22 protein-coding genes and 1 pseudogene are annotated in these 22,011 nt (G+C 66.9%); 14 read left to right on the forward strand and 9 right to left on the reverse strand.

Going from position 1 to position 22,011, the window contains the following annotated elements; translation table 11 throughout:
* The first annotated feature begins 32 nt into the window (after positions 1 to 32).
* The 5 genes from AB4Z47_RS06510 to AB4Z47_RS06530 all read left to right on the forward strand — a co-directional run bounded on the left by AB4Z47_RS06510 (position 33) and on the right by AB4Z47_RS06530 (position 5,371).
* Complete coding sequence (locus AB4Z47_RS06510; protein WP_441948669.1) at positions 33 to 1,232, forward strand: homogentisate 1,2-dioxygenase; 1,200 nt, start codon at positions 33 to 35, stop codon at positions 1,230 to 1,232.
* A 91-nt stretch (positions 1,233 to 1,323) separates the two neighbouring features.
* Positions 1,324 to 1,905 carry a TerD family protein gene (locus tag AB4Z47_RS06515; protein WP_441948670.1) on the forward strand — a complete coding sequence of 194 codons (582 nt, stop codon included), beginning with the start codon at positions 1,324 to 1,326 and terminating at the stop codon, positions 1,903 to 1,905.
* A gap of 211 nt (positions 1,906 to 2,116) precedes the next feature.
* Complete coding sequence (gene thiC, locus AB4Z47_RS06520) at positions 2,117 to 3,826, forward strand: phosphomethylpyrimidine synthase ThiC (RefSeq protein ID WP_441948672.1); 1,710 nt, start codon at positions 2,117 to 2,119, stop codon at positions 3,824 to 3,826.
* Positions 3,827 to 4,014: 188 nt separating this feature from the next.
* A complete protein-coding gene (locus AB4Z47_RS06525) occupies positions 4,015 to 4,617 on the forward strand; it encodes a ClpP family protease (RefSeq protein ID WP_441948673.1) in 603 nt (200 codons plus the stop codon).
* Positions 4,618 to 4,780: 163 nt separating this feature from the next.
* On the forward strand, positions 4,781 to 5,371 hold the full coding sequence (locus AB4Z47_RS06530; protein WP_441948675.1) for a ClpP family protease: 591 nt from the start codon (positions 4,781 to 4,783) through the stop codon (positions 5,369 to 5,371).
* Between the two features lie 8 nt (positions 5,372 to 5,379).
* On the opposite strand, the gene AB4Z47_RS06535 is transcribed toward AB4Z47_RS06530, so the two are convergent.
* Together AB4Z47_RS06535 and AB4Z47_RS06540 are read right to left on the reverse strand one after the other, a co-directional pair.
* Positions 5,380 to 5,760, reverse strand: coding sequence for a helix-turn-helix domain-containing protein (locus AB4Z47_RS06535; RefSeq protein WP_441948676.1), 381 nt, complete (start codon positions 5,758 to 5,760; stop codon positions 5,380 to 5,382).
* A gap of 195 nt (positions 5,761 to 5,955) precedes the next feature.
* Complete coding sequence (locus AB4Z47_RS06540) at positions 5,956 to 6,363, reverse strand: VOC family protein (RefSeq protein ID WP_441948677.1); 408 nt, start codon at positions 6,361 to 6,363, stop codon at positions 5,956 to 5,958.
* Between the two features lie 57 nt (positions 6,364 to 6,420).
* On the opposite strand from AB4Z47_RS06540, the gene AB4Z47_RS06545 reads away from it, so the two are divergent.
* Positions 6,421 to 6,882 carry a MarR family winged helix-turn-helix transcriptional regulator gene (locus tag AB4Z47_RS06545; RefSeq protein ID WP_441948679.1) on the forward strand — a complete coding sequence of 154 codons (462 nt, stop codon included), beginning with the start codon at positions 6,421 to 6,423 and terminating at the stop codon, positions 6,880 to 6,882.
* 75 nt (positions 6,883 to 6,957) lie between these two features.
* On the opposite strand, the gene AB4Z47_RS06550 is transcribed toward AB4Z47_RS06545, so the two are convergent.
* Both AB4Z47_RS06550 and AB4Z47_RS06555 read right to left on the reverse strand, forming a co-directional pair.
* Positions 6,958 to 7,686 (reverse strand): hypothetical protein, encoded by a 729-nt coding sequence (locus AB4Z47_RS06550; RefSeq protein WP_441948681.1) that lies wholly within the window; start codon positions 7,684 to 7,686, stop codon positions 6,958 to 6,960.
* Positions 7,687 to 8,119: 433 nt separating this feature from the next.
* Positions 8,120 to 8,677, reverse strand: coding sequence for a TetR/AcrR family transcriptional regulator (locus tag AB4Z47_RS06555; RefSeq protein ID WP_441948682.1), 558 nt, complete (start codon positions 8,675 to 8,677; stop codon positions 8,120 to 8,122).
* 120 nt (positions 8,678 to 8,797) lie between these two features.
* Between AB4Z47_RS06555 and AB4Z47_RS06560 the strand changes: the two are divergent.
* A pseudogene (locus tag AB4Z47_RS06560) lies at positions 8,798 to 9,959 on the forward strand (KasA/KasB family beta-ketoacyl-ACP synthase).
* A complete protein-coding gene (locus AB4Z47_RS06565) occupies positions 9,956 to 10,849 on the forward strand; it encodes a thioesterase family protein (RefSeq protein WP_441948830.1) in 894 nt (297 codons plus the stop codon). The pseudogene AB4Z47_RS06560 and the gene AB4Z47_RS06565 overlap by 4 nt, the downstream one beginning before the upstream one ends.
* 104 nt (positions 10,850 to 10,953) lie before the next feature.
* On the opposite strand, the gene AB4Z47_RS06570 is transcribed toward AB4Z47_RS06565, so the two are convergent.
* Positions 10,954 to 11,601, reverse strand: a complete 648-nt coding sequence (locus AB4Z47_RS06570) for a TetR/AcrR family transcriptional regulator (RefSeq protein WP_441948684.1) — start codon at positions 11,599 to 11,601, stop codon at positions 10,954 to 10,956.
* An 87-nt stretch (positions 11,602 to 11,688) separates the two neighbouring features.
* Between AB4Z47_RS06570 and AB4Z47_RS06575 the strand changes: the two genes are divergently transcribed.
* A complete protein-coding gene (locus AB4Z47_RS06575) occupies positions 11,689 to 12,846 on the forward strand; it encodes an epoxide hydrolase family protein (protein ID WP_441948685.1) in 1,158 nt (385 codons plus the stop codon).
* 172 nt (positions 12,847 to 13,018) lie between these two features.
* Complete coding sequence (locus AB4Z47_RS06580; RefSeq protein WP_441948687.1) at positions 13,019 to 13,642, forward strand: NAD(P)-dependent oxidoreductase; 624 nt, start codon at positions 13,019 to 13,021, stop codon at positions 13,640 to 13,642.
* A 76-nt stretch (positions 13,643 to 13,718) separates the two neighbouring features.
* Here the strand turns inward: AB4Z47_RS06580 and AB4Z47_RS06585 are convergent, their stop codons facing one another.
* Positions 13,719 to 14,858 (reverse strand): GTP-binding protein, encoded by a 1,140-nt coding sequence (locus AB4Z47_RS06585; protein WP_441948689.1) that lies wholly within the window; start codon positions 14,856 to 14,858, stop codon positions 13,719 to 13,721.
* Positions 14,859 to 14,948: 90 nt separating this feature from the next.
* On the opposite strand from AB4Z47_RS06585, the gene thiD reads away from it, so the two are divergent.
* Positions 14,949 to 15,794: a bifunctional hydroxymethylpyrimidine kinase/phosphomethylpyrimidine kinase gene (gene thiD, locus AB4Z47_RS06590; protein ID WP_441948691.1), complete on the forward strand. Its 846-nt coding sequence runs from the start codon at positions 14,949 to 14,951 to the stop codon at positions 15,792 to 15,794.
* A gap of 186 nt (positions 15,795 to 15,980) precedes the next feature.
* On the opposite strand, the gene AB4Z47_RS06595 is transcribed toward thiD, so the two are convergent.
* Both AB4Z47_RS06595 and AB4Z47_RS06600 read right to left on the reverse strand, forming a co-directional pair.
* Positions 15,981 to 16,322 (reverse strand): hypothetical protein, encoded by a 342-nt coding sequence (locus AB4Z47_RS06595; protein ID WP_441948693.1) that lies wholly within the window; start codon positions 16,320 to 16,322, stop codon positions 15,981 to 15,983.
* Between the two features lie 101 nt (positions 16,323 to 16,423).
* Positions 16,424 to 16,555, reverse strand: coding sequence for a hypothetical protein (locus tag AB4Z47_RS06600; RefSeq protein WP_441948695.1), 132 nt, complete (start codon positions 16,553 to 16,555; stop codon positions 16,424 to 16,426).
* Positions 16,556 to 16,712: 157 nt separating this feature from the next.
* On the opposite strand from AB4Z47_RS06600, the gene AB4Z47_RS06605 reads away from it, so the two are divergent.
* The 3 genes from AB4Z47_RS06605 to AB4Z47_RS06615 all read left to right on the forward strand — a co-directional run bounded on the left by AB4Z47_RS06605 (position 16,713) and on the right by AB4Z47_RS06615 (position 20,949).
* A complete protein-coding gene (locus AB4Z47_RS06605; RefSeq protein ID WP_441948696.1) occupies positions 16,713 to 18,053 on the forward strand; it encodes a glycosyltransferase in 1,341 nt (446 codons plus the stop codon).
* Positions 18,053 to 20,227, forward strand: a complete 2,175-nt coding sequence (locus tag AB4Z47_RS06610) for a glycosyltransferase family 39 protein (RefSeq protein WP_441948698.1) — start codon at positions 18,053 to 18,055, stop codon at positions 20,225 to 20,227. The genes AB4Z47_RS06605 and AB4Z47_RS06610 overlap by 1 nt, the downstream gene beginning before the upstream one ends.
* A gap of 368 nt (positions 20,228 to 20,595) precedes the next feature.
* A complete protein-coding gene (locus AB4Z47_RS06615; RefSeq protein WP_441948700.1) occupies positions 20,596 to 20,949 on the forward strand; it encodes a hypothetical protein in 354 nt (117 codons plus the stop codon).
* Between the two features lie 442 nt (positions 20,950 to 21,391).
* Here AB4Z47_RS06615 and AB4Z47_RS06620 read toward each other — a convergent pair whose 3' ends face one another.
* A complete protein-coding gene (locus AB4Z47_RS06620) occupies positions 21,392 to 22,006 on the reverse strand; it encodes a TetR/AcrR family transcriptional regulator (RefSeq protein WP_441948702.1) in 615 nt (204 codons plus the stop codon).
* Positions 22,007 to 22,011 lie beyond the last annotated feature (5 nt).

The following is a 22,011-nucleotide window of genomic DNA, read 5'->3' on the forward strand; positions in this document are numbered from 1 at the left end:
TATCCGACCACCGGCTCGGCGGAGGAATGGTTATGGCGTTCTATCGGCATGTGGGTGCGGTACCGCCGAAGCGGCACACCCAACATCGCGACGAGCTGGGTCGGCTCTACTACGAGGAGCTGATGGGCGAGGAGGGGTTCTCCGGCGACTCCGCACTGCTCTATCACCGAGCACTGCCACCCGCGATCGTCGATTCGGCGGTCTGGGAGCTGCCCGATCAAACCACCACGCCGAATCATCCACTACGCCATCGACACCTCCGTCTGCACACTCTGTTTCCCGGCGATGTCCCAGCCGAGACCGATCCGGTCACCGGGCGGCGCCTGCTGCTCGGCAACGCGGACGTGCGGATTTCCTACGTGGTCGCCAAGGTCGGCTCACCGCTGTACCGCAACGCGATCGGCGACGAGCTGGTGTATGTGGAGTCCGGAGGCGCCGTGGTCGAAACGGTCTTCGGCCCGCTGCCCGCCCGCCAGGGTGACCAGGTGCTCATTCCGCGCGCTACCACCCATCGCTGGCTGCCCACCGGCCAGGAACCATTACGCGCCTACGTGATCGAGGCGGCAAGTCACATCACGCCGCCGAAGCGCTACCTGTCCAAGTTCGGGCAGCTGCTCGAACACGCCCCCTACTGCGAGCGCGACCTGCACGGACCGACCGAGACGAGCACCGTCACCGGCACCGACGTGGAGGTGCTGGTGAAGCACCGGCCCGGCGGAAAGGTGGTCGGCACCCGGTTGATCTACGCGACCCACCCGTTCGACGTGGTCGGCTGGGACGGCTGCCTGTACCCCTTCACGTTCAATATCGGCGATTTCGAGCCGATTACCGGCCGCATCCATCAGCCGCCACCAGCCCATCAGGCGTTCGAGGGCGACAACTTCGTCATCTGTAATTTCGTGCCGCGCAAGGTCGACTACCATCCGCTGTCGATTCCGGTCCCGTACTACCACTCCAATGTGGACTCCGACGAGATCATGTTCTACTGCGGCGGAAACTATGCGGCACGCAAGGGATCCGGCATCGAGCAGGGCTCGGTGTCGGTGCACCCGGGCGGCTATGCCCACGGGCCACAGCCCGGTGCCTACGAGAACAGCATCGGGCTCGAGTTCTTCGACGAACTGGCGGTCATGGTCGACACCTTCCGCCCGCTGGAACTCGGCGCTGCCGCGCTCGCCTGCGAGGACCCGACCTACGCCTGGACCTGGTCCGGACGGGGCCCGTATCAGTAGAGTTTCGGTGTCGCCGCCTCCGTAACCTGAGGCGTGAGCAGGGATAACGTCGCCCAGCATGATGATGTCGAATCGCCGGTAATCTGAGGCAATGATCACGCTCAAAAAAGAAGACGGCGCTGCGGATCTCGCCGGCATCACCAAACTGAGTGTCGGGGTGAGTTGGGATCCGTCGGCGGGTACCAGCGGCGGAGCACTCGGCTGGGCGCGCCGCAAACGCGGTGTCGACCTGGATTTGATCGCCATTCTCATGCAGGGCAGCGAGCCGGTCCGGTTCGCCGGACTGGATTCCCTCGACCCGCTGGGCAATAGCTCGGTCCTGCACTCCGGCGACGAGCAGACCGGTGCGGCCACCGGTGACGACGAGACCGTCACCGTCACATTCGCGGACGTGCCGGGCGGTATCGATGCCATCGTCTTCGTCGCCGCCGCATTCAAGAAAGGCAGCTCCTTCGACAAGGCGAACAATATTTCGTTCAAGGTCTACGACGCGACCGGTGGCAGCACCCAGCAGGTCGCCGACATCTGGCCGTCGCTGCTCGGCAACGACAACGCCAACGCCGTCGTCCGCGCCTTCCGCAACGGCAACGTCTGGCAGCTGGAGGTGCTGAACCGTAAGGGCAAGATCAAGCAGGGCGACAAGCAAGCCCTGCTCCACTTCGCCATGCAATAAGGGCACCTGGCCGAACCCGCCGCCGACGGCGCCGGAGTGGATCGCGTCGATCGCCCGGCGCGCGCTCGGCGTGAGCGGGTATGGTCGGGCGGGAAAATTCACAAGCCAACGGGGGCTCGCACCAGCGGGCTGAGAGGACGGCTAGCCGAGGAGGCGTCAGGGCCGTCGACCGTATGAACCTGACCGGGTAATGCCGGCGTAGGGAGGAAAGATGGCATCCAGTGCTGCGTCCGATGGTGGCTCCACAACCGTCGACAGCGTCACCACCGGCCCGATCGAGGGCAGCGTCAAGCACTACCTCGAAGTTGACGACCTGCGCATTCCGGTGCGGCGGATCAACCTGACCAACGGCGAGCACTTCGACGTCTACGACACGTCGGGCCCGTACACCGACGACACGGCAGCGATCGACCTCGAAGCCGGCCTACCCAAGCTGCGGGATACGTGGACCAGGCCCGAGGCTGTTTCTGATGTGGCGTCGCCCTCCGTGGCTACGCGCACCGCCGCCTCCGGGCCCGCCGATGGCGCGCGCACCCAGCTCGCCTGGGCGCGGCAGGGCATCATCACGCCCGAGATGCGGTTCATCGCGGTGCGCGAAGGGGTCTCGCCGGAGCTGGTGCGCGACGAGGTGGCCGCGGGCCGCGCGGTGATCCCGGCCAACCATAAGCACCCTGAGCTCGAGCCGACGATCATCGGTAAGAAGTTTCTGGTCAAGATCAACGCGAATATCGGCAACTCGGCCGTCTCCTCCTCGATCGCCGAGGAGGTGGAGAAGATGGTGTGGGCCACCCGCTGGGGCGCCGACACCATCATGGACCTGTCCACCGGCAAGAACATCCACGAGACGCGCGAGTGGATCCTGCGCAACTCCCCGGTTCCGGTCGGCACCGTGCCGATCTATCAGGCGCTGGAGAAGGTGAACGGTGATCCGACCGCGCTCACCTGGGAGATCTACCGCGACACCGTTATCGAGCAGTGCGAGCAGGGCGTCGACTACATGACCGTGCACGCCGGCGTGCTGCTGCGCTACGTGCCGCTGACCGCCCAGCGGGTCACCGGCATCGTCTCGCGCGGCGGGTCGATCATGGCGGCGTGGTGCCTGGCCCATCACCAGGAATCGTTCCTGTACACGCACTTCGAGGAGCTCTGCGAGATCCTCGCGCGCTACGACGTCACGTTTTCCCTCGGTGACGGACTGCGTCCCGGCTCGATCGCGGACGCCAATGACGAGGCGCAATTCGCCGAGCTGCGCACGCTGGGCGAGCTGACCAAGATCGCGAAATCCCATGGCGTGCAGGTGATGATCGAGGGCCCGGGGCACGTTCCGATGCACAAGATCGTAGAGAACGTGCGGCTCGAAGAGGAGCTGTGCGAGGAGGCGCCGTTCTACACCCTCGGCCCGCTCGCCACCGACATCGCGCCCGCCTACGACCACATCACCTCGGCGATCGGCGCGGCGATCATCGCGCAGGCGGGCACGGCCATGCTGTGTTACGTCACGCCGAAGGAGCACCTCGGCCTGCCCGATCGCGACGATGTGAAGGTGGGCGTGATCACCTACAAGATCGCCGCCCACGCCGCCGATCTGGCCAAGGGACATCCGCACGCGCAGGACCGGGACAACGAATTGTCCAAGGCGCGTTTCGAATTCCGCTGGCGCGACCAGTTCGCGCTGTCCCTCGACCCGGATACCGCACGCGACTACCACGACGAGACGCTGCCCGCCGAGCCCGCCAAGACCGCGCACTTCTGCTCGATGTGCGGCCCGAAGTTCTGCTCGATGCGTATCTCGGCAGACGTCCGCGAGTACGCCGCGCGCCAGGGCCTGACCGACGCCGAAGCGCTCGAGGCGGGCATGTCGGAGAAGTCCGCCGAGTTCGCCGACAGCGGCAACGCCGTCTATCTTCCCGTCGTGTCTTGACATCCTCCCCGCCTGAAGGCGGGGATTCCGGTCTGGGCGGCTCACGCCGCACTTCTGGTGGGTTCCTGATTCGACGCCGACTCCACAGGCGTTGGGCTGTGCGCTGTGCTCCGCTTCGCTGCTGTGAGCAGATCTGCTGAGGGCAGCGTGGGGCTGCTTTCCGGGTTGCGCCGGTGCAACGTGGACGCATGGCTCACGATGAAACGACTCGGTTGTTCAGTTGGCGCGCTCGCGAGCAACTGCTCGGACGCCGCATATTAGTGCTTGACGGTGCGCTCGACGATGACAATGGCACGCTGCTGATGACACAGCTGCTCACCCTCGCCGCACAGGATCCGGAGGCCGGGATCTCGCTGTGGATCCATTCGCCCGGGGGATCGGTTCCGGCGATGCTCGCGATCCGCGACGTGATGCGACTTGTGCCGTGCGAGGTGTCGACGCTGGCGCTCGGATTGGCTTGTAGTGCAGGGCAATTCCTCTTGTCGTCGGGCAGCAGAGGACACCGTTTCGCGCTGCCGCACGCCAGGGTGCTGATGCATCAGGGCTCGGCGGGTATCGGCGGCAGCGCGGTCGATGTCGAGGTCCAGGCCGACGACCTGCGCTACACGGTGGACACCGTGCTCGGCATCATCGCGGGGGACACCGGACAGCCGTTCGAGCGGATCTATGAGGATTCGCTGCACGACCGCTGGTTCACCGCGCCGCAGGCCAAGGACTACGGCTTCATCGACCACATCGTCGAGTCGTTCGGGCAGATCGTCCCGCAACGTCAGCGGATCGGAATCTCGTGAGTCAGCATTACCGGCCCCGGTTCCACCCGACTCGAGACGTCGACAGCACGGCCCCGACGAAGGGGGAGCTGGGTCCGGAGCGGATGGGCGGGCAGGGGCATGCGTTTCCCGTCCCCGATCGCCCCGTCAAGAGCACGGCCATTTATGTCTGGAGGCACGGAGCATGAGCAGCTACACCATCCCCAACGTCATCGCCCAGCATCGCGGCGGTGAGCGGATCACCGATATCTACTCCCACCTGCTCGCCGAGCGGATCGTCTACCTCGGCACCCCGATCGACTCGGGCGTAGCCAACGCGTTGATCGCGCAGCTGCTGCACCTGGAGTCGGAGAGCCCGGAACAGGAGATCAACCTCTACATCAACTGCGAGGGCGGCGATCTCACCTCGATGCTGGCGGTGTACGACACCATGCAACACATCAAGGCGTCCGTGCAGACCACCTGCGTCGGCCAGGCCATCGCGGTCGGTGCGGTGCTGCTGGCCGGTGGCGCACCGGGACGTCGGGCCATGCTGCCGCACGCCCGCGTGGTCCTGCATCAGCCCGCCGCTCGCGGACAGGGTGCGATCCCCGATCTGATCCTGCAGGCCGATGAGCTGGTGCGGATGCGCGCGGAGATCGAGGCCATCCTGTCGCGGCACACGGGGCAGTCGGTGCAGCGGCTGCGGCACGACACCGACCGGGATCGGGTCTTCACCGCGCAGGCGGCTCTCGATTACGGCCTCGTCGACCACCTGCTGGAGGCCCGCGACTGACCGGCGAACTACGCCGCGAGCAGCATGAGTGTGGGCGCGGCACCGGAGCGCGGCGCGGCCCGCCGGATGACTGCCGCATTGCGCAGCGCGCGCAACTCGTCGGCCACCTGCTCGGTGAGGCCACCGAGCGTGGTCCCGAGGGCACCCGCCAGCGCTGCGATCATCTCGCTGGACGGTTCCTTACGACCACGCTCGACCTCGGACAGGTACTGCGGCGAAATGCCCGCCCGCCCCGCAGTTTCGACAAGCGTCTCGCGCTCCTGTTCCCGCAGTGCACGCAACCGCTGCCCGAGCACCTCGCGCCACAACGGTTCCCGAGGAGCCTGCGGCTCCGGTCGCCGTTCATCGCGTCCCGCGGGAACCGAGTGCAGTCTCCGATGTTCGCTCATACCTGTTCTCCGCTCCGACGCGAGCGAACACTCGACTGTATTGATTGTTCGTTCACCGCGTTCGCTCACCTGCCGAGCCTACGATCCCACCCACGCGCTCCGATCGTGATTACGCTCTGGGCGTACACATTCGGCAGCCCGAGTCGATCGACTACAGACTGCGCACCGAGCGGACCGGCAAACACCCAGCCCGATTCAATAAGACTGGAGTTCTATCAGAGTTCCCTCGGGGTCACGCAGGTGCGCCGTGCGCAGGCTCGGACCCCACTCCGGGCGGTCGGCCGGCGGTGCGATCACGAACGCGCCGTGTCGGACGCACACTTCGGCACCGGCGTCGACGTCCCGCACCCGGCAGACGATCATCACCGTGTCCTGCGCGGGCGCGGCCCGGACGGGGTCTCCGGCCGCGCCCGTGATCTCGGCCATCGCCGCGCGATCGAACAGCACCAGCACGGCTTCGTCGCCTACATCCCAGTTCGCGTACGGGCCCGCCGCAGTGCCTTTGACCAGCGTGGCATCGACCAACTCCGGCAGCACAGCAGCATAGAACTCGAAGCACTCGGCGAAACGGGTGACCAGCAGTCTGGGATGTAGCGCGTCCACGACGTCCTCCAATTAGTAGGTCCACTCCTATTATAGGTTTGCCCCTATGATAGGAGGATGGACTCCGGACGCGCACTGCCACCGAGCCTGCTCGACCTCGAGATCTACCTGCTGTCGCGGATCGGCAAGGCCGCGCGCGGCCGATTCGCGGACCGCCTGTCGACCCGCGGACTGCGACTGTGGCACATGGCGATCCTCGCCGCACTGGCCGATTTCGGCCCGCACGCCCAACGCGATCTGGCCGAGCGGCTGTCCATCCACCCGAGCGACGTGGCCAAGGTCGTCGACGAGCTGGAATCCGCCGGACAGGTCGAACGCGCGCGCGACGACAGCGACCGCCGCCGAATCACCGTCCGCCTGACGCGAACCGGTCGCACGGCGCTGAAGACGCTCGACCACGAAGCTCACGAGATCAGCGACGAGATCCTCGCCCCGCTCACCCGTGCGGAACGAACCCATTTGACCGCGATGCTGAAACGACTTTGTGCGCGGGCGTATCCGGATTCCGTTGCCGAGTAGGGCCGAAGCGAAGACGAATCCGACGCCACCAGCCCCACCAGCTACCTCCACCTCGGAAAATCGGGCGCGAGACACCTACTTGCGGCCGAGATCAGCCCCGGTAGCCGCGAGCCGAGACGAGCCGCCCGATGCCGGATGGCTTCGCCACAGCGGGGCACCTCGAGCTATATCCACGAGGACGATGTGGATTTGATTCCGCAACCCGGCAAGGGCTACGACCGCCGTGCCGACCGCGGCGACACCGCAGATCAGCGCCGGAGTTGTCAGGGCCGCGGTGGCAACCTGTTGCGTCGCCTCGGGGTTCGATCCCTCGCTGTCGCCGAAGATCCTCTGCAAAATATGGCCGAGTCCGGCGAGCTCGTCGCGGTGCCTTGTCATGTCGCGCAGCTCCGGCGCTTTGTCGTGCAGATACAGCAGTGTCGCCAGGACGAATACCGCGGTGGCCACGCCGGCGGCGGCCGCGAGGAGCGATACCGCCTCGATTCGCAGCATGAGATACAGCATCGCCGCGACTACGGTCACTACTGCGGCGGCGCCTGCCAGCATGCCCCAGCCATTGCTGATGGAGACATAGTCAGCGGGCTTGTATCCGATGGTATCTACCTCAGGGAGGGAGCCGTCCATCCGCCCGAAGGCGTTGGTGTGCACGTCGCCGAATGGTCCCGACGCCGACAGCCAAGGCTGAAAGAGCAGCACGAAGGTAAGTAGGCCCAGTGCCGCGACACACCACCACTTCCAGTCGGACCGACCCCTGGAACGCTGCGGCACGGCATATTCGAATGGCTCGAGAGTTGAATTTGTCATTTGGAGTTCGACCTTTTGGATCTACTTTTTCCGCCCGTTACAAATTCCGGGTATTGCGCGTCGAGTTCCTCGATGAACCAGCGCGAATGCATTTCCTGCCCGTGGTGCTCGAGTGGGCGGATTGCCTTGCTGCCCACAGTATGCCACTCCCAAGTATGCCGTATGGTTACATCGGCACCTATCAGTTATGTTCGGCACATGTTTCAATGCCGTTCAATGGGCCGTTGAATAGCGTTACTTTATCGAGCGTGCCGCTATTCAACGGCATAGCGCTCGATGATCACCGGTCGGGATCTCGCTCGCTGCGGATGCGGGCGCGCCACCGCGGCATGGGCGCGGGTCGACCGACTGAACCGAAGTCGTCCCGGACCAGTTTGCGATACGCATCGAGCCATCGCGCGAAAGCCGGGCCACTACCCCGTTGCCCGATCGGCTAACGCACCGCCTGCTCGATCAGGCGGCGGGCCGCGCGGTCGGTGCGCTCGACCTCACCGGTGATCAGTCGGTCCTGGAGGATGCCGCGCAGCCCCGAAATCAGCAGAGTGGCAACAACTTCCGGGTCGTCGATGGAATCGAGGCGGCGCAGACCTTCGGTGAGCGCCGACACGAAGGCGGCGATGGCAGAAGTGGCGTAGCGAATATACGGACTATGCGGAGCACACGCCGCGCCGAGCACCTGGAGCATCACCTTGACGCTCGTGCTGCCCTCGCCCAAGGTGTTGGCGGTCCAGAAATCCCAGAGCCGGTCGCGCAGCGCGGAGGCGTCCTCGACGTCGGCGAACAGGGCGGCGATGTCGGGCCGTTGCGTCGCCAGCGCCTGAACCAGCAGCTCTTCCTTGGTCGCGAAGTAGTAGATCAGCATGCGGGAGCTGGTGCCGAGTTCGGCGGCGAGCGGGCGCAGGGACAGGTCCGCGAGGCCGTGGTCGGCGATGTAGCGCACGACGGCGGCGAGTAGTTCGGCGCGCTTGGCGTGGTCGAGGGGACGGGCCATGAGTTGACTGTAGCGACTGGTACAGGTATTCATGACATCGTGACTGTAACAATCGCTTCAGAAACTCGGGACTCGGTCGTTGTCACCGGTTACGCGGCTACCACGTCGCTCGCCGACGACATGGACGCGACCTGGTCCGAATTGCTGGCGGGCCATAGCGGTATCGGCGTGCTCGACGAGGAATTCGTGGCCGAGTACGACCTGCCGGTCCGAATAGGCGGCAAGCTGAGGTCACAGCCCGGCGATCAGTTGACCCGGGTCGAACAGCGCCGACACTCGTATGTCGAGCAGATGGCGCTGGTGCTCGGACGCCGGGTCTGGCGCGCGGCGGGCGCTCCCGAGGTGGACGGCGAGCGGCTGGCTGTCGCCATCGGCACCGGGCTCGGCGGTGGCGACGCGCTGATCAGCGCGGTCGACGCGATGCGCGACGGTGGGTGCCGCAAGGTCTCGCCGATGTCGGTGCCAATGGTGATGCCGAATGGGCCAGCCGCGACGGTCGGACTCGAAATCGGTGCCAAGGCCGGGGTTTTCGCGCCCGTCTCGGCCTGCTCGTCCGGTTCGGAGGCCATCGCGCATGCTTGGCGGCTGATCACCACCGGGGAGGCGGACGTCGTGGTGGCGGGTGGTGTCGAAGGGCACATCCATGCCGTACCCATCGCGAGCTTCGCGATGATGCGCGCGCTGAGCACCCGCAACGACGAGCCGGAGCACGCCTCCCGCCCGTTCGACCGGGACCGCGACGGGTTCGTGTTCGGCGAGGCGGGCGCTCTCCTGGTGCTCGAATCGGAGCGGCACGCGCGAGCCCGCGGCGCCACCGTCCACGGCCGGGTGCTCGGCGCGGGCATCACCTCCGACGCCTACCACATCGTCGCCTCCGAGCCGGAGGGCGTCGGCGCCGCCCGCGCCATGCGCAAAGCTATGCACACTGCCGGACTCCAGGTTTCGGATATCCAACATGTGAACGCGCACGCCACGTCCACATCCATCGGCGATGCCTCGGAGGCGAACGCGATCGCGGCAGTCGTCCCAGACGCCTCGGTCTATGCCGAAATCCGCGCTGGGACATTCGATCGGGGCGGTCGGCGCCCTCGAATCGTTGATCACCATGCTGACCCTGCGCGACCAGACCGTCCCGCCCACATTGAATCTCGACAACCGCGATCCGACGATCGATCTGGACATCGTCGCCGGCGGCCCGCGCGCCCAGCGCATCGACTTCGCGCTGAACAACTCGTTCGGATTCGGCGGTCACAACGTCGCCCTCGCGTTCGGCCGGGTCTGACCGCGACCTCGAACCGGCACGGAGATACCGTCGTAACGCAGCCCGAACAACTCGCCGACCCGGCACCGCAGCCGGTGCGGAGGACGGACAACGATGTGAGCGACGCCTTCTACCTGCCCGATCCGGCGAATCCGTGGCGATTCGTCTCGACCGAGCTCACCCGCGGTCCCTGGTCGCCGGACGCCCAGCACGCGGGGCCACCCTCTGCGCTGCTCGGTCACGTGATCGAGCGGTGCGAGCCGCGTCTCGGGTTCCAGGTCGGGCGGGTCGCCGTCGAGATCCTCGGCCCCGTGCCGCTGGAACCGCTCACGGCGCAGGCCCGTGTCTCGCGTCCCGGTCGCAGCGTCGAGATGATCGAGGCGACGCTGTCCACGGATCGCGGGCCGGTGCTGCGGGCGAATGCCTGGCGGTTCAAGCTGGCCGAGCCGGAACTGACACTCCCCGAACGCTTCCTGCCGGCCGGCACCCGTCCCGGACCCGAGCAGGCTGCGGCGCCCGCGCGATTCCCGTCCACCCAGCCGGTGGGCTTCCACACCGCCATCGACTACCGCTTCGTCACCGGCTCTTTCACCGAACCGGGCCCGGCGATCTGCTGGATCCGGCTCAAATACCCCATCGTGGCGGGCACCACCCCGAGCCCGCTCGAGCGCACCCTCGCCGCAGCCGACTCCGGCAACGGCGTCAGCGCGGTCCTCGACTGGTCCCGCTACCTGTTCATCAACACGGACCTGACGGTTACCATGCATCGCCAGCCCGCGGGCGAATGGGTCTGCCTCGACGCCGTCACCTATCCCCAACCGCACGGCATAGGTCTGGCCGAAGCCGCCCTCTACGACGAAAAGGGTCCCCTGGGCCGCAGCACTCAGACCCTGTTTCTCGGTACCCGATAGCCGCCTGCCATCTCGTTCACAGCGAGTCCTTTCGCGGCGAACAGCGGTATTCGCACCAGTCCAGACCAGGTCACGCGACGAGCAATCGACGCGCCGCGGGGTGTTCACTGCCGCCGTTCCCAGCGCCAGGCGAACTCGCCCGCCTCCGGCGGAGGGCCCGGTAGATCACCGTCCGCGGACAAGCCCGCCACCAGCATGGCCAGCACCCGACGGCGCAGCTGCGCGGTACGCTCCCGGCCCGGGAGCACGATGGCCGCGCACGACTCCAGAATCAACCCGAGGTCCTGCGGGTTCACGTCCCCGCGCAGCTTGCCGGTGGCATGCGCGCGGCGCACGATCTCCTCGGTCGCCTCGCCCGAGTGCATGACGTCGGGCAGGATCGATTCGTCGGGGGTGAACGTGCCTGCGAGGTGGACGGTCAGCGAGTGCACGTCCGCGTCGACCACACGTTCCAGGAAGCCGACGAGTCCGCGCCAGCCGTCCGAATCCTCCAGCGCCGCATCGGCTTCCGCGTTATAGCGGCGCAGGCCCTCGTAGCAGAGGGTGCGCAGCAGCACTTCCTTGCTCGGATAGCGGCGATACAGCGCGCTGATCCCGACGCCCGCGCGTTCCGCGACGGCGGCGATGGGGGCATTGGCATCGGCAAGGAACACCGCGCGGGCGGCCTCCAAGATCAACCCGTCGTTGCGGGCCGCCTGCGCTTTGCGGCCGGGCAAGGCCTTCTGACCTGGGGCGTCGGATGTCTTCGGCATGAAGTCCAGAGTAGCACTTGAAACGGAATGATCCGTTCTGATAGATTTTAAACAGAACGAAGCATTCCGTTTCAAAAGGAGTTCGACATGAGCGCGACCACCCCCTTGCACATCGCCATCAAGCCGTTCCGAATCGACGTCCCGCAGGCCCAGCTCGACGACCTGACCGACCGCCTCCGCCGCGCCCTGTGGCCGAGCGAGCTGCCTGGTGTCGGCGATTCCTATGGCGTTCCTGGAGATCGTGTGCGGGCCCTCGCCGAGTACTGGCTGGAGCGGTTCGACTGGCGGGCGCTCGAAGCGAGGCTCAACGCCTACCCGCAGTTCGTCACCGAGATCGACGGCGAAGACATCCACTTCCTGCACATCGAGTCCGCCCGACCGGATGCCGTCCCGGTGATCCTCACCCACGGCTGGCCGGGCACCGTCCTGGAATTCCTGGACGTCATCGCGCCGCTGACCACGCCGGAGTCGGCCGACGCGCCCGCCTTCCACCTGGTCATCCCCTCGCTGCCCGGCTTCGGGTTCTCCGGCCCCACCCGAAGCACCGGCTGGAACCGCTACCGCACCGCGAAGGCCTGGGTGGAGCTGATGGATCGGCTCGGTTACCAGCGCTACGGCGCGATCGGCAACGACGCGGGCTCGATGGTCGCGCCCGAGATGGCCGAGATCGCGGCCGACCGGATGATCGGGGTGCACGTGACGCAGCTGTTCTCGTTCCCGTCCGGCGACCCGGCCGAGTTCGAGGGGATGTCGCAGGAGGACATGGCGGCGCTACAGCATCTGCAGTGGTTTCACGACAACAAGATGGCGTTCAACATCCTGCACAGCCAGCAGCCGCAGACGCTGGCGTACGCGCTCGCCGATTCGCCGGTGGGGCTGCTCGGCTGGAACGCGCAGCTGATGGGCGAGAGCCTGGACGAGGAGTTCGTGATCGGCAACGTCGCGATCTACTGGTTGACCGGCACCGCCGCCTCATCCATCCGCTTCTACTACGAGGATGCCCACGCCACCGAGCAGCCGCAGGGCCCGACCACGGTGCCGATCGGATTGGCCATGTTCAAGGGCGACTTCCGGTCGATCCGCCGGTTCGCCGAGCGCGACCACGAGAACATCGTCAGCTGGAACTCCTACGACCCAGGGCTTGTCGAGGGCAGCGCCAACGACGCAGCGGGCCACTACGCCGCACACGAGGCCCCCGAGTTGCTCGTCGGCGACATCCGGCAGTTCTTCGCGGGTCTCGACTGAGCATTTCCCCTCCTCGCACGGCCCGCCTCCCGGCGTCCGGGGGCGGGCCGTACGTAGGTGTCGAGACACTCTCTTATGTCATCGAGACTCACGACCATGGTTCGTCTCACTTCCCGCTGTTGTACTGGATTCACCAACAGCTCAGCAGCTTTCAGCCAAGGAGAGACACGACATGAGAATCGCAGTCTTCGGAGCCACCAGCACCGTCGGCCGTCTGGTCGTCGAGCATGCTTTGCGGGAGGGGCATGAGGTGACCGCGTTCACCCGGAGCGCGGCGAGCGTCGGGCAGCGGCATGAGTGGCTGCATGTCGTGGAAGGCGATGTGCTGGACACGAGTTCGGTGGAACGCGCGGTGCGAGGTCAGGACGCGGTGCTGATCTCACTCGGCAACGGCCGCAAGGGCGTGGTCCGGGCCGAGGGCACGAAGGCGGTCATCGAGGCGATGGACCGGACCGGGGTGAAGCGGCTGATCTGTCAGACCACGCTCGGCATCGGTGACAGCAGGGGCAACCTGAACTTCCTGTGGAAGTATGTGATGTTCGGGCTGCTGCTGCGCCAGGCCTACGCCGACCATGTCGAGCAGGAGGAGTACGTCCGTGCCAGCGACCTGGACTGGACGATCGTGCGGCCGAGCGCCTTCACCGCCGGACCGCACACCGGCAGCTACCGCCGCGGCTTCCCCGCCGGGGAGCAGGGCCTCGCTCTGAAGATCGCGCGGGCCGACATCGCGGACTTCATGGTCGAGCAGTTGACCGACGCGACCTACGTCCGTCAGGCGCCAGGCATCTCGCACTGAGGACGGCGCACCATGGCCTCTCCGCCACTCCCCACGCGACCCACGCCCCGGAATCCGGGAGCGCGGGTCGCGGTCGTTACAGCGCGTGCTCGTGCAACTCACCCCAGGCCGGGAAGGGGTCGGGATACGCAGCCCATTCGGCCGGTCCCCCGGCGAACTCGGCGTCGGTGAGCAGGGCGTCGTCGAGCAGCGCACGCACCTTGTCGTGGTCCAGCCTTATCCCGATGAAGACGATCTCCTGCCCCGGCCGCACCTCCAGCGACGACCACCATGCGGCGGGTTCGAAGACCAGGTTCGGCCCGGCCTGCGACCAGACCGCGGCCAGCGACGACCGGCTCGCGATCCAGCAGAATCCCTTGCTGCGCAATAAACCTCGCAGCTGCTCCAACGATTCGGACAGGCGCAGCGGATGGAACGGCTGGTCGGCGGTGTAAGTGAGACTGCGGATGCCGTACTCCTCGGTCTCCGGCGTGTGCCCGCCCGCCAGCTCCTCCGCCCACCCCTCTGCCTCGGCGGCTGCCACCGGGTTGTAGCGACCGGTGTCGAGCACCTCGGCCAGATCAACGACGCCGTTGCTGGTGTGCAGCACGTGGGCGCGCGGATTGAGTGCGCGCACCGTGGCCTCCACTGCGCCCGCGGCCGCCTCGCTCACCAGGTCGGTTTTGTTGACCAGCAGCACGTCGGCGAACTCCACCTGGTCCACGAGCAGGTCGGCGATGGTGCGCGCATCTCCTTCGCCCGCTTGCAGATTCCGCTCGGCCAGCGCCTGTCCGCGCGCCACCTCGGCAAGGAACGTCGAGGCGTCGACCACGGTCACCATGGTGTCCAGGCGCGCGATGTCACCGAGCGAGAAACCGTCCTCGAACTCCCAGTCGAAAGTCGCGGCCACCGGCATCGGCTCGGAAATGCCGGTCGACTCGATCACCAACTGGTCGAACCGGCCCTCCCTGGCGAGCCTGGCGACGGCCTCGATCAGATCCTCGCGCAGCGTGCAGCAGATGCAGCCGTTGGTCAGCTCGACCAGCTTTTCTTGGGTGCGATCGAGGTAGCCCTGCCCCGCGACCAGCGCGGCGTCGATATTGACCTCGCTCATGTCGTTGACGATGACCGCAACCCGACGGCCCTCTCGGTTGGCAAGGATGTGGTTGAGCAGCGTCGTTTTGCCGGCACCGAGAAAACCGGAGAGCACGGTGACGGGAAGCAGGTCGGATCTCATGGGTTTAATGATAACGATTTTCATTTCCTATCGGTGCCGGGGTCCCAGTTGCCCGGGGCGTCACGGCCGGACCGCCGTAGGGTTTGTCTCGTGAAACTGCTGCCACTGCCCGCCGAGGGGCAAACCCCCGTCCGGGCGCTCACCATTGCCGGTACCGATTCCGGCGGAGGCGCCGGAATCCAGGCAGACACCCGCACCATGGCATTGTGTGGCGTCCATGCACTGGTGGCAGTGGCGGCGGTGACCGTGCAGAACTCGGTGGGTGTCAGCGGCTTTCATGAAATCCCTCCGCAGGTCGTGGCCGATCAGGTCCGTGCTGTCGCGGGCGATATCGGCGTAGGCGCCGCCAAGACCGGCATGCTGGCCTCCACCGTGATCATCGAGGCGGTCGCGGCGGTCTGCCAGGAGGTCGGCATCGGCCGTGACGGCCGGATTCCGCTGGTCGTCGATCCGGTCGCGGCGTCGATGCACGGCGATCCGCTGCTGCACGAGGAAGCGCTCTACGCGGTCCGCCACACGCTGATACCGCTCGCGACAGTGGTGACGCCGAACCTGGACGAGGTCAGACTGATCACCGGCATCGACGTCGACGACGAGGATTCGGCGCGGCGCGCGGCCGAGGCGCTGCACAAGCTCGGGCCGAAGTGGGCGATCGTCAAGGGCGGGCACCTGCGCTCCTCGGAGTACAGCACCGACCTGTTGTTCGACGGCGAGCAGTTCCTGGAGTTCACCGCCCCACGGATCGTGACCGGTAACGACCACGGCGGCGGCGACACACTGGCCGCCGCGATCGCCTGCGCGCTCGCCCACGGCTATCCGGTTCCCGAAGCGGTGGAGTTCGCCAAGGAATGGACCCACCGTTGCCTCGCCGCGTCCTACGATCTCGGCGCGGGTCACGGCCCGGTGTCGCCGCTATGGCGGTTGCACCAGAGCTGATTCGGCAACCGGTCAGCGAGACTTGTCGTCCGAGTTCCCGCACGACACCGCACCAGAGCTCACGCAGCAACCACTCGGCGAGACGCCTTCTTCCGCGTTCGCAGAAGGCGCTGCACCATTATTTGTCGGTGGGCGCTGCGATACTGAGGGCATCGCAAACACAGTTGGCTTCAACGGCGAAGGCGATCAGAACAACGGCGTTCGGTGTGGTTGCGGCAACCCGACCTCGGCGCCCGCCCGGGCGGCGCCACGGTCACTCTCGGGAAAAGACGAGGTGCAGCGGAAGATCGGCATCGCGATGGCGATGCCGTCGAGCCGGGAATTCGCCGCCACGAGTGCGGAGATGATCTCGGCAAGATAGGCGACGAACTTCTCGATCGGCATGGCCGGCGTCTCGAGCCGGTTAGCGCCGAGCCACCAGTCGGTGGCCGAGGCAACCGGCCCGAAGATCGAATAGATGGCGAGTTCGACACTCGCGACCTCCGCCGACCCGTCGTCCAGCACCTCGGCGGTGCGTTTCGCGGACATCGCCAGGCTCGATCGCCGGAGCGCCGGGCATGAGCCCGGCGATCTCGACCGACCGGCGAACACCCACCGCTGAGCGAGTCGTCCCTCACTCAGCCGCGTGGTCAGCGCTTCTTGGGATCAGTGGCGATTTCGCCCGCGGACTTGGCCTTCTTCTCCGCCTTCTCCGCTCGCTTTTCCTTGAGGGACTTCCCAGACTTCTTGGACATCGAGCTGCGCGGAGATTTGTCGGACAATCGTGGTCCTTTGCTCGGAGACCTGAATGGTCCCGGTGCCAACGACCGTACGCTACGTCGGCCTGCCAGGGGTGCGATCGTGTCGGGTGCCCCACCCCCAGGAACCTCACAGCTGGAGCCCAGCTCTGTGGGAGTGTGGGAGCCGAGGGTAGTTCCCATGACCGAGACTGTGACCGTCGCGGCGGCGGAACGAACCGAGACCACGGGTGCGCCCGTGCTGGACGTGGTGATACCCGTCTACAACGAGGAGGCCGACCTCGGCGTGTGCGTGCGCAGGCTGCACGCCTATCTGCGCGATGGGTTCCCATTCCCAGCGCGGATCACGGTAGCCGACAACGCGAGCACCGACGACACGCTCCAGGTCGCCCAGCTGCTCGCCGAAGAGTTGGACGATGTCCGTGTCGTGCACCTGGACGCCAAGGGCCGAGGCCGGGCGCTGCGTGCGGTGTGGGAACGCTCCGACGCACAGGTGGTCGCCTACATGGACGTCGACCTGTCCACCGACCTGAACGCGCTGCTTCCCCTGGTCGCCCCGCTGATCACCGGACATTCCGACCTGGCCATCGGCACCCGGCTCAGCTCCTCGTCGCGGGTAGTGCGCGGGCCGAAGCGCGAGATCATCTCCCGCTGCTACAACCTGCTGCTGAAAGCTTCACTGCAAGCGCACTTCTCGGACGCACAGTGCGGATTCAAAGCGATGCGCACCGCCGTCGCGCGGCGGCTGTTGCCGCTGGTGCGCGACGGGGAGTGGTTCTTCGACACCGAACTGCTCGTGCTCGCCGAACGGGCCGGGCTGCGCATCCACGAGGTGCCGGTGGACTGGATCGACGACCCGGACAGCCGGGTGGACATCGTCGACACCGCGCGCAAGGACCTACTGGGGATCGGGCGGCTCGGACGGGCGCTGGCCACCGGGGCACTGCCGCTGGAGGAACTGCGCAGGGCGGTGGGCCGGGAACCGCTGGTTCCGGGTGTGCCACTGGGCATGGTCGGACAGCTGGTGCGCTTCGCGATCGTTGGCGTGCTGAGCACGCTGGCCTATTTGCTGCTTTACGTTGTGCTGCAATCGTTTACCGGCGCACAAATGGCGAACTTCGTGGCGCTGCTGCTCACGGCAGTGGCGAATACCGCAGCCAATCGGGCGTTCACCTTCGGCGTGCGCGGCTCGACCGGCGCGGTCTCGCACCAGTTCCAAGGGCTGGTGATCTTCGGGATCGGGTTGGCGCTGACCAGCGGGTCGCTGTTCACGCTGCACCACTGGGCGCCGGCAGCTTCGGTGCATGTGCAACTTTTCGTACTGATACTGGCCAATCTGCTGGCCACGCTGTTGCGATTCGTCGGACTCAGATGGGTATTCCGCAACAGTGCTGGCGCGGATCGCGCGATCGCTGCCGATCTGGGCGCCGAACATACCCCCCTTGCCTTCGCCGAGCCGGCTCCGGTTCGGACCACGCAGAAGCCCGTTCGCATCGCACTCGATACCGAAGGAGACCGTTGATGACGGCGACGCTCGCTCCGCCGCCGGTAGCGACCCGGCCGCAACCGGACCCGAAACGCAATGTCCGGTGGGAATACCCGGCGCTGGCGACGCTGCTGATCGGCACCGCGGTCGCCTACCTGTGCAATCTGAGCGCCAACGGATGGGCCAACTCGTTCTATTCCGCTGCCGTGCAGGCGGGTTCGGTGTCGTGGAAGGCGTTCTTCTTCGGATCGTCGGACGCGGCGAACTCGATCACGGTAGACAAACCACCCGCCTCACTGTGGCTGATGGAACTGTCGGTGCGCGCGTTCGGGCTCAACAGCTGGAGCATCCTGGTGCCGGAGGTGCTGCTCGGCGTAGGCAGCGTAGCGCTGGTGTGGGCGGCGGTGCGCAGGCCGTTCGGACCCGCCGCCGGGTTGCTCGCCGGGTTGGCGCTCGCGGTGACTCCTGTCGCGGCGCTGATGTTCCGGTTCAACAACCCCGATGCGCTGTTGGTATTCCTGATGGTTGCCGCGGCCTGGGCAATGACGCGAGCGGTGGAGGACGGCCGCTGGCGCTGGCTGGTGTCGACGGGAGCGCTGATCGGATTCGGCTTCCTCACGAAGCAATTGCAGGTGCTGCTGGTGGTTCCGGCGCTGGCGCTGACCTATCTGATCGCGGGTCCCCCGAAGCTCGGCAAGCGGATTGTGCAGCTGTTCGCGGCGGGCGCCGCGATGGTGGCCGCCGCCGGCTGGTGGTTGTCGGCCGTGGAACTGTGGCCCGCGTCATCGCGGCCGTGGATCGGTGGCTCGCATGAGAATTCCATCCTGGAGCTGACGCTTGGTTACAACGGGCTCGGTCGCCTCAACGGCAATGAGCGCGGCAGCGTCGGACCCGGCGGCGACCTTCCGGCAGGCGGGAACGGGATGTGGGGTAGCACTGGCATCACTCGCATGTTCGAGCCCGCGCAAGGCAGTCAGATCGCCTGGCTGATCCCGGCGGCGCTCGTCGCGATCGTCGTCGGAATTCTGCTGCGCGGCAAAGCTGTCCGGACCGATCGGCAGCGCGCCTCGCTCATCCTGTGGGGCGGCTGGCTGCTGGTGACCGGGCTGGTGTTCAGCTTCATGGCGGGCATCTTCCACCAGTACTACACGGTGGCCCTTGCTCCGGCGATCGCCGCACTCGTCGGCGCGGGCGCGGTGCTGCTGTGGCGCGAACGGCGCCGGCTGTGGGTGCGACTCGGCATGGCGCTCGCGGTGGGTCTCACCACGGCGACCGCATGGATGCTGTTGTCCCGCAGCGCTGAATGGCAGCCGTGGCTGCGCTGGACCGTATTGGTCGTCGGCGTGCTCGCGACAATCTCGGTCGTCTTCCCCACGCCGCGAAAACTAGCCGTTGTTTCGGCACTGGCGGTCGCGTTCACCGGACTGGCCGGGCCGGTTGCCTACGCCGTCGACGCTATCGCCACCACGCATGCTGGTGCGATCCCCTCAGCTGGACCGAATGTCGCGATGCGCGGGGACCGGCCGCCGTGGGGCGAGGGGATGAACGGTATGGGTGGGCGACCGCAGGGCGACGGGCAGGGAACAAACGGCCGTGCCGGCCGGATGCCCGACGGTGCCGGACAGGCGCCGGGTGGACGCTCGCCCGGGTCCGTGCCGCCCGGTGGGCGGATGCCGGGTGGCGCAGGTTCGACGCCGGGTGAACTCCCGCCCGGCGCGGGAGCACAGGGCACGATGCCCGGCGGGCCGCAGGGTGCTGGGCAGACGCCGGGCAGCACCGGGACTCCGGGCATGCCCGGCAGCACAACGGGAGTCGGCGGCCCGGGCCCGGGTGGCGGCGGATTCGGTGGCATCCTCGGGGCCAGCAAGCCCAGCGCGCAAGTGGTGTCGCTGCTCGAGCAGAACGGCGGCGACTACACGTGGGTGGCCGCGTCGGTCGGCTCGAACAGCGCCGCCGGATTCCAGTTGGCCACCGAACTGCCCGTGATGCCGATCGGCGGCTTCAACGGCAGCGACCCGTCGCCGACGCTGGAGCAGTTCAAGCAGTATGTCGCCGAAGGAAAGATCCACTACTTCATCGGCGGCAACCGCGGCGGACCGGGTTCCTCCAGCACGTCCACCAGCGCTCAGATCGCGCAATGGGTGCAGGAGAACTTCAGCGCCACAGAGGTGGACGGCACCACTCTCTACGACCTGACCGCCACCCACTGAACCTCGCGATGCGCCCCGCTCCAATCCCGGGCGCGCATCGCGATCCCAGTGTTCAGCGCACCCCTGATCCCGCTGAACACCGCATCCGCACCGACGCCTCGGCTTGGCGTCGGTGCGGATCGCGTTGCGGGCCATGGGACCGCGCGAGCAACTCGCCTTACAGCTGCTCCACAGGCGCCGAAGCATGTGCGAAACTAGCCAGAGGTATGCGGAGCGGTCGCTTCCATTCGGTTAACTGTTGGCATGTCGCAAAACTCCAGCGATGATGATCAGGAGTGTGACGGCTCCCTGTCGGGGGCCGGGGGCCCTAGCCACCATCAGGTCACGCGTCCACCACGAAACAAACAGGGAAACAGTTGAATGCCATCATGAAGCTGGCCGTGACGGTCATCAGCGCACTGGTCGCTACCGCGCTCACGGTCGGATTCGCGTCCACTGCGTCGGCCGCACCAGTGGAACAGTCCGAGCAGGTCACCGCGTCATCGGGGGAAACGCCGCAGGTGTCGTACGTCAAGGTGTGTCTGCCGCCCGGTGACACCATCGAACTCAGGACGGGGTTGGGAGCGGCGGTCGGGGCTGCCGTAGGTGCGCTCATCGGCCTGCCTGTCTTCTTTGTCGGCGCGATTCCTGGAGCGATCATCGTCGGACTGATCGGCGCCGCCATCGGAGCCTCGTCGTACGCCATCGATTCCGGCCGGCTCGAGCAGCAAGGATTGTGCTAGCTGTGTCTAATTTGCCGCGCCTACGGCGCGGCGTGTTCGCGGCCCCCTTTTGGCTCGCGTCCGAGCGGGCGCGACTCGCGCCTTCGGCGCATGCGCTTCGCCCGCTCGGACGCGAGCCGGGCCGCGAACGGTGCTCGTAAGACTCGCACTCGACGGGGTTGGGAGTGCGGTGAGCGGGGACTTTTGTTCTTGCGGTTGGCGGGTGATGGGCGAGACTCGCGCTTGAAGCGCATGTGCTTCGGTCGCACGGACGCGAGCCGGACCGCGAGCGTGCTCGTAAGACTCCAACGTCGATTGAGCTCGGAGTGCGATGAGTTGGGGGTTTATGTGCGCGGTTCGCAGGTGGCGGCCGAGACTCACGCTTAAGCGCATGCGCTTCGGTTGCTCAGATGCGAACCCTGCCGCGAACTGATGGTCGGATCGAGGGTTTGCCAGAGTCCGCTCAGCGCGGTGCGTGCAAGGCGGCGTGCAGGGTCGCCGCCCACTGCTCCACGATTCGTTTTCGGCGGGCCGAGTCGTCGGTGAGGACGTCGGCGAGTCCGAGGCCGCGGGCCATGTCGAGGGTCGCTTGGACCAAGTGGTGGGCGACGGGGTCGGAGTCGTCGACGCCGAGGGCCTTGACCGCGCGGCGGTGTGAGGCGCGCCCGAAGCGGGCCTCGAGCGGGACGATGCGTTCGCGTAGGGCCGGGTCGGCGGCCGCGTGGGTCCAGACTTGGAGAGCCGCCTTGAACAAGGGGCTGGTGTAGGACTCGACCAGCCCCGCAACCACCGCCTCCGTGCGGGCGACGCCGCAGACCGGCTCCGGCAGCGTCGCCGCCTCCACGATGGCCTGCCCGCTGCGGGTGTCGAACATGTACTCCAGCGCGGCAGTGATCAAGTCCTCCCTGGTCGGGAAGTGATGCTGCGCCGCGCCACGCGACACCCCCGCGCGTTCGGCGACGACGGCGACTGTCGCTGCGGCCCAGCCCATTTCGGCCAGGCAATCGATGGTCGCGACGAGCAGGCGCTGCCGGGTGGCTCGGCTGCGGTCCTGCTTGGGTTCGTGCGGTGTCGCCATGGGGG

It is taken from the genome of Nocardia sp. 2TAF39 (assembly GCF_052114905.1).
GTDB lineage: Bacteria > Actinomycetota > Actinomycetes > Mycobacteriales > Mycobacteriaceae > Nocardia.

Excerpts from the sequence above, each read along its gene's own strand:
- AB4Z47_RS06510 (WP_441948669.1), top strand. The coding sequence starts at position 33 with ATGGCGTTCTATCGGCATGTGGGTGCGGTACCGCCGAAGCGGCACACC.
- AB4Z47_RS06515 (WP_441948670.1), top strand. The coding sequence starts at position 1,324 with ATGATCACGCTCAAAAAAGAAGACGGCGCTGCGGATCTCGCCGGCATC.
- thiC (WP_441948672.1), top strand. The coding sequence starts at position 2,117 with ATGGCATCCAGTGCTGCGTCCGATGGTGGCTCCACAACCGTCGACAGC.
- AB4Z47_RS06525 (WP_441948673.1), top strand. The coding sequence starts at position 4,015 with ATGGCTCACGATGAAACGACTCGGTTGTTCAGTTGGCGCGCTCGCGAG.
- AB4Z47_RS06530 (WP_441948675.1), top strand. The coding sequence starts at position 4,781 with ATGAGCAGCTACACCATCCCCAACGTCATCGCCCAGCATCGCGGCGGT.
- AB4Z47_RS06535 (WP_441948676.1), bottom strand. The coding sequence starts at position 5,760 with ATGAGCGAACATCGGAGACTGCACTCGGTTCCCGCGGGACGCGATGAA.
- AB4Z47_RS06545 (WP_441948679.1), top strand. The coding sequence starts at position 6,421 with ATGGACTCCGGACGCGCACTGCCACCGAGCCTGCTCGACCTCGAGATC.
- AB4Z47_RS06550 (WP_441948681.1), bottom strand. The coding sequence starts at position 7,686 with ATGACAAATTCAACTCTCGAGCCATTCGAATATGCCGTGCCGCAGCGT.
- AB4Z47_RS06555 (WP_441948682.1), bottom strand. The coding sequence starts at position 8,677 with ATGGCCCGTCCCCTCGACCACGCCAAGCGCGCCGAACTACTCGCCGCC.
- AB4Z47_RS06570 (WP_441948684.1), bottom strand. The coding sequence starts at position 11,601 with ATGCCGAAGACATCCGACGCCCCAGGTCAGAAGGCCTTGCCCGGCCGC.
- AB4Z47_RS06575 (WP_441948685.1), top strand. The coding sequence starts at position 11,689 with ATGAGCGCGACCACCCCCTTGCACATCGCCATCAAGCCGTTCCGAATC.
- AB4Z47_RS06580 (WP_441948687.1), top strand. The coding sequence starts at position 13,019 with ATGAGAATCGCAGTCTTCGGAGCCACCAGCACCGTCGGCCGTCTGGTC.
- AB4Z47_RS06585 (WP_441948689.1), bottom strand. The coding sequence starts at position 14,858 with ATGAGATCCGACCTGCTTCCCGTCACCGTGCTCTCCGGTTTTCTCGGT.
- AB4Z47_RS06595 (WP_441948693.1), bottom strand. The coding sequence starts at position 16,322 with ATGTCCGCGAAACGCACCGCCGAGGTGCTGGACGACGGGTCGGCGGAG.
- AB4Z47_RS06605 (WP_441948696.1), top strand. The coding sequence starts at position 16,713 with ATGACCGAGACTGTGACCGTCGCGGCGGCGGAACGAACCGAGACCACG.
- AB4Z47_RS06610 (WP_441948698.1), top strand. The coding sequence starts at position 18,053 with ATGACGGCGACGCTCGCTCCGCCGCCGGTAGCGACCCGGCCGCAACCG.
- AB4Z47_RS06615 (WP_441948700.1), top strand. The coding sequence starts at position 20,596 with ATGAAGCTGGCCGTGACGGTCATCAGCGCACTGGTCGCTACCGCGCTC.
- AB4Z47_RS06620 (WP_441948702.1), bottom strand. The coding sequence starts at position 22,006 with ATGGCGACACCGCACGAACCCAAGCAGGACCGCAGCCGAGCCACCCGG.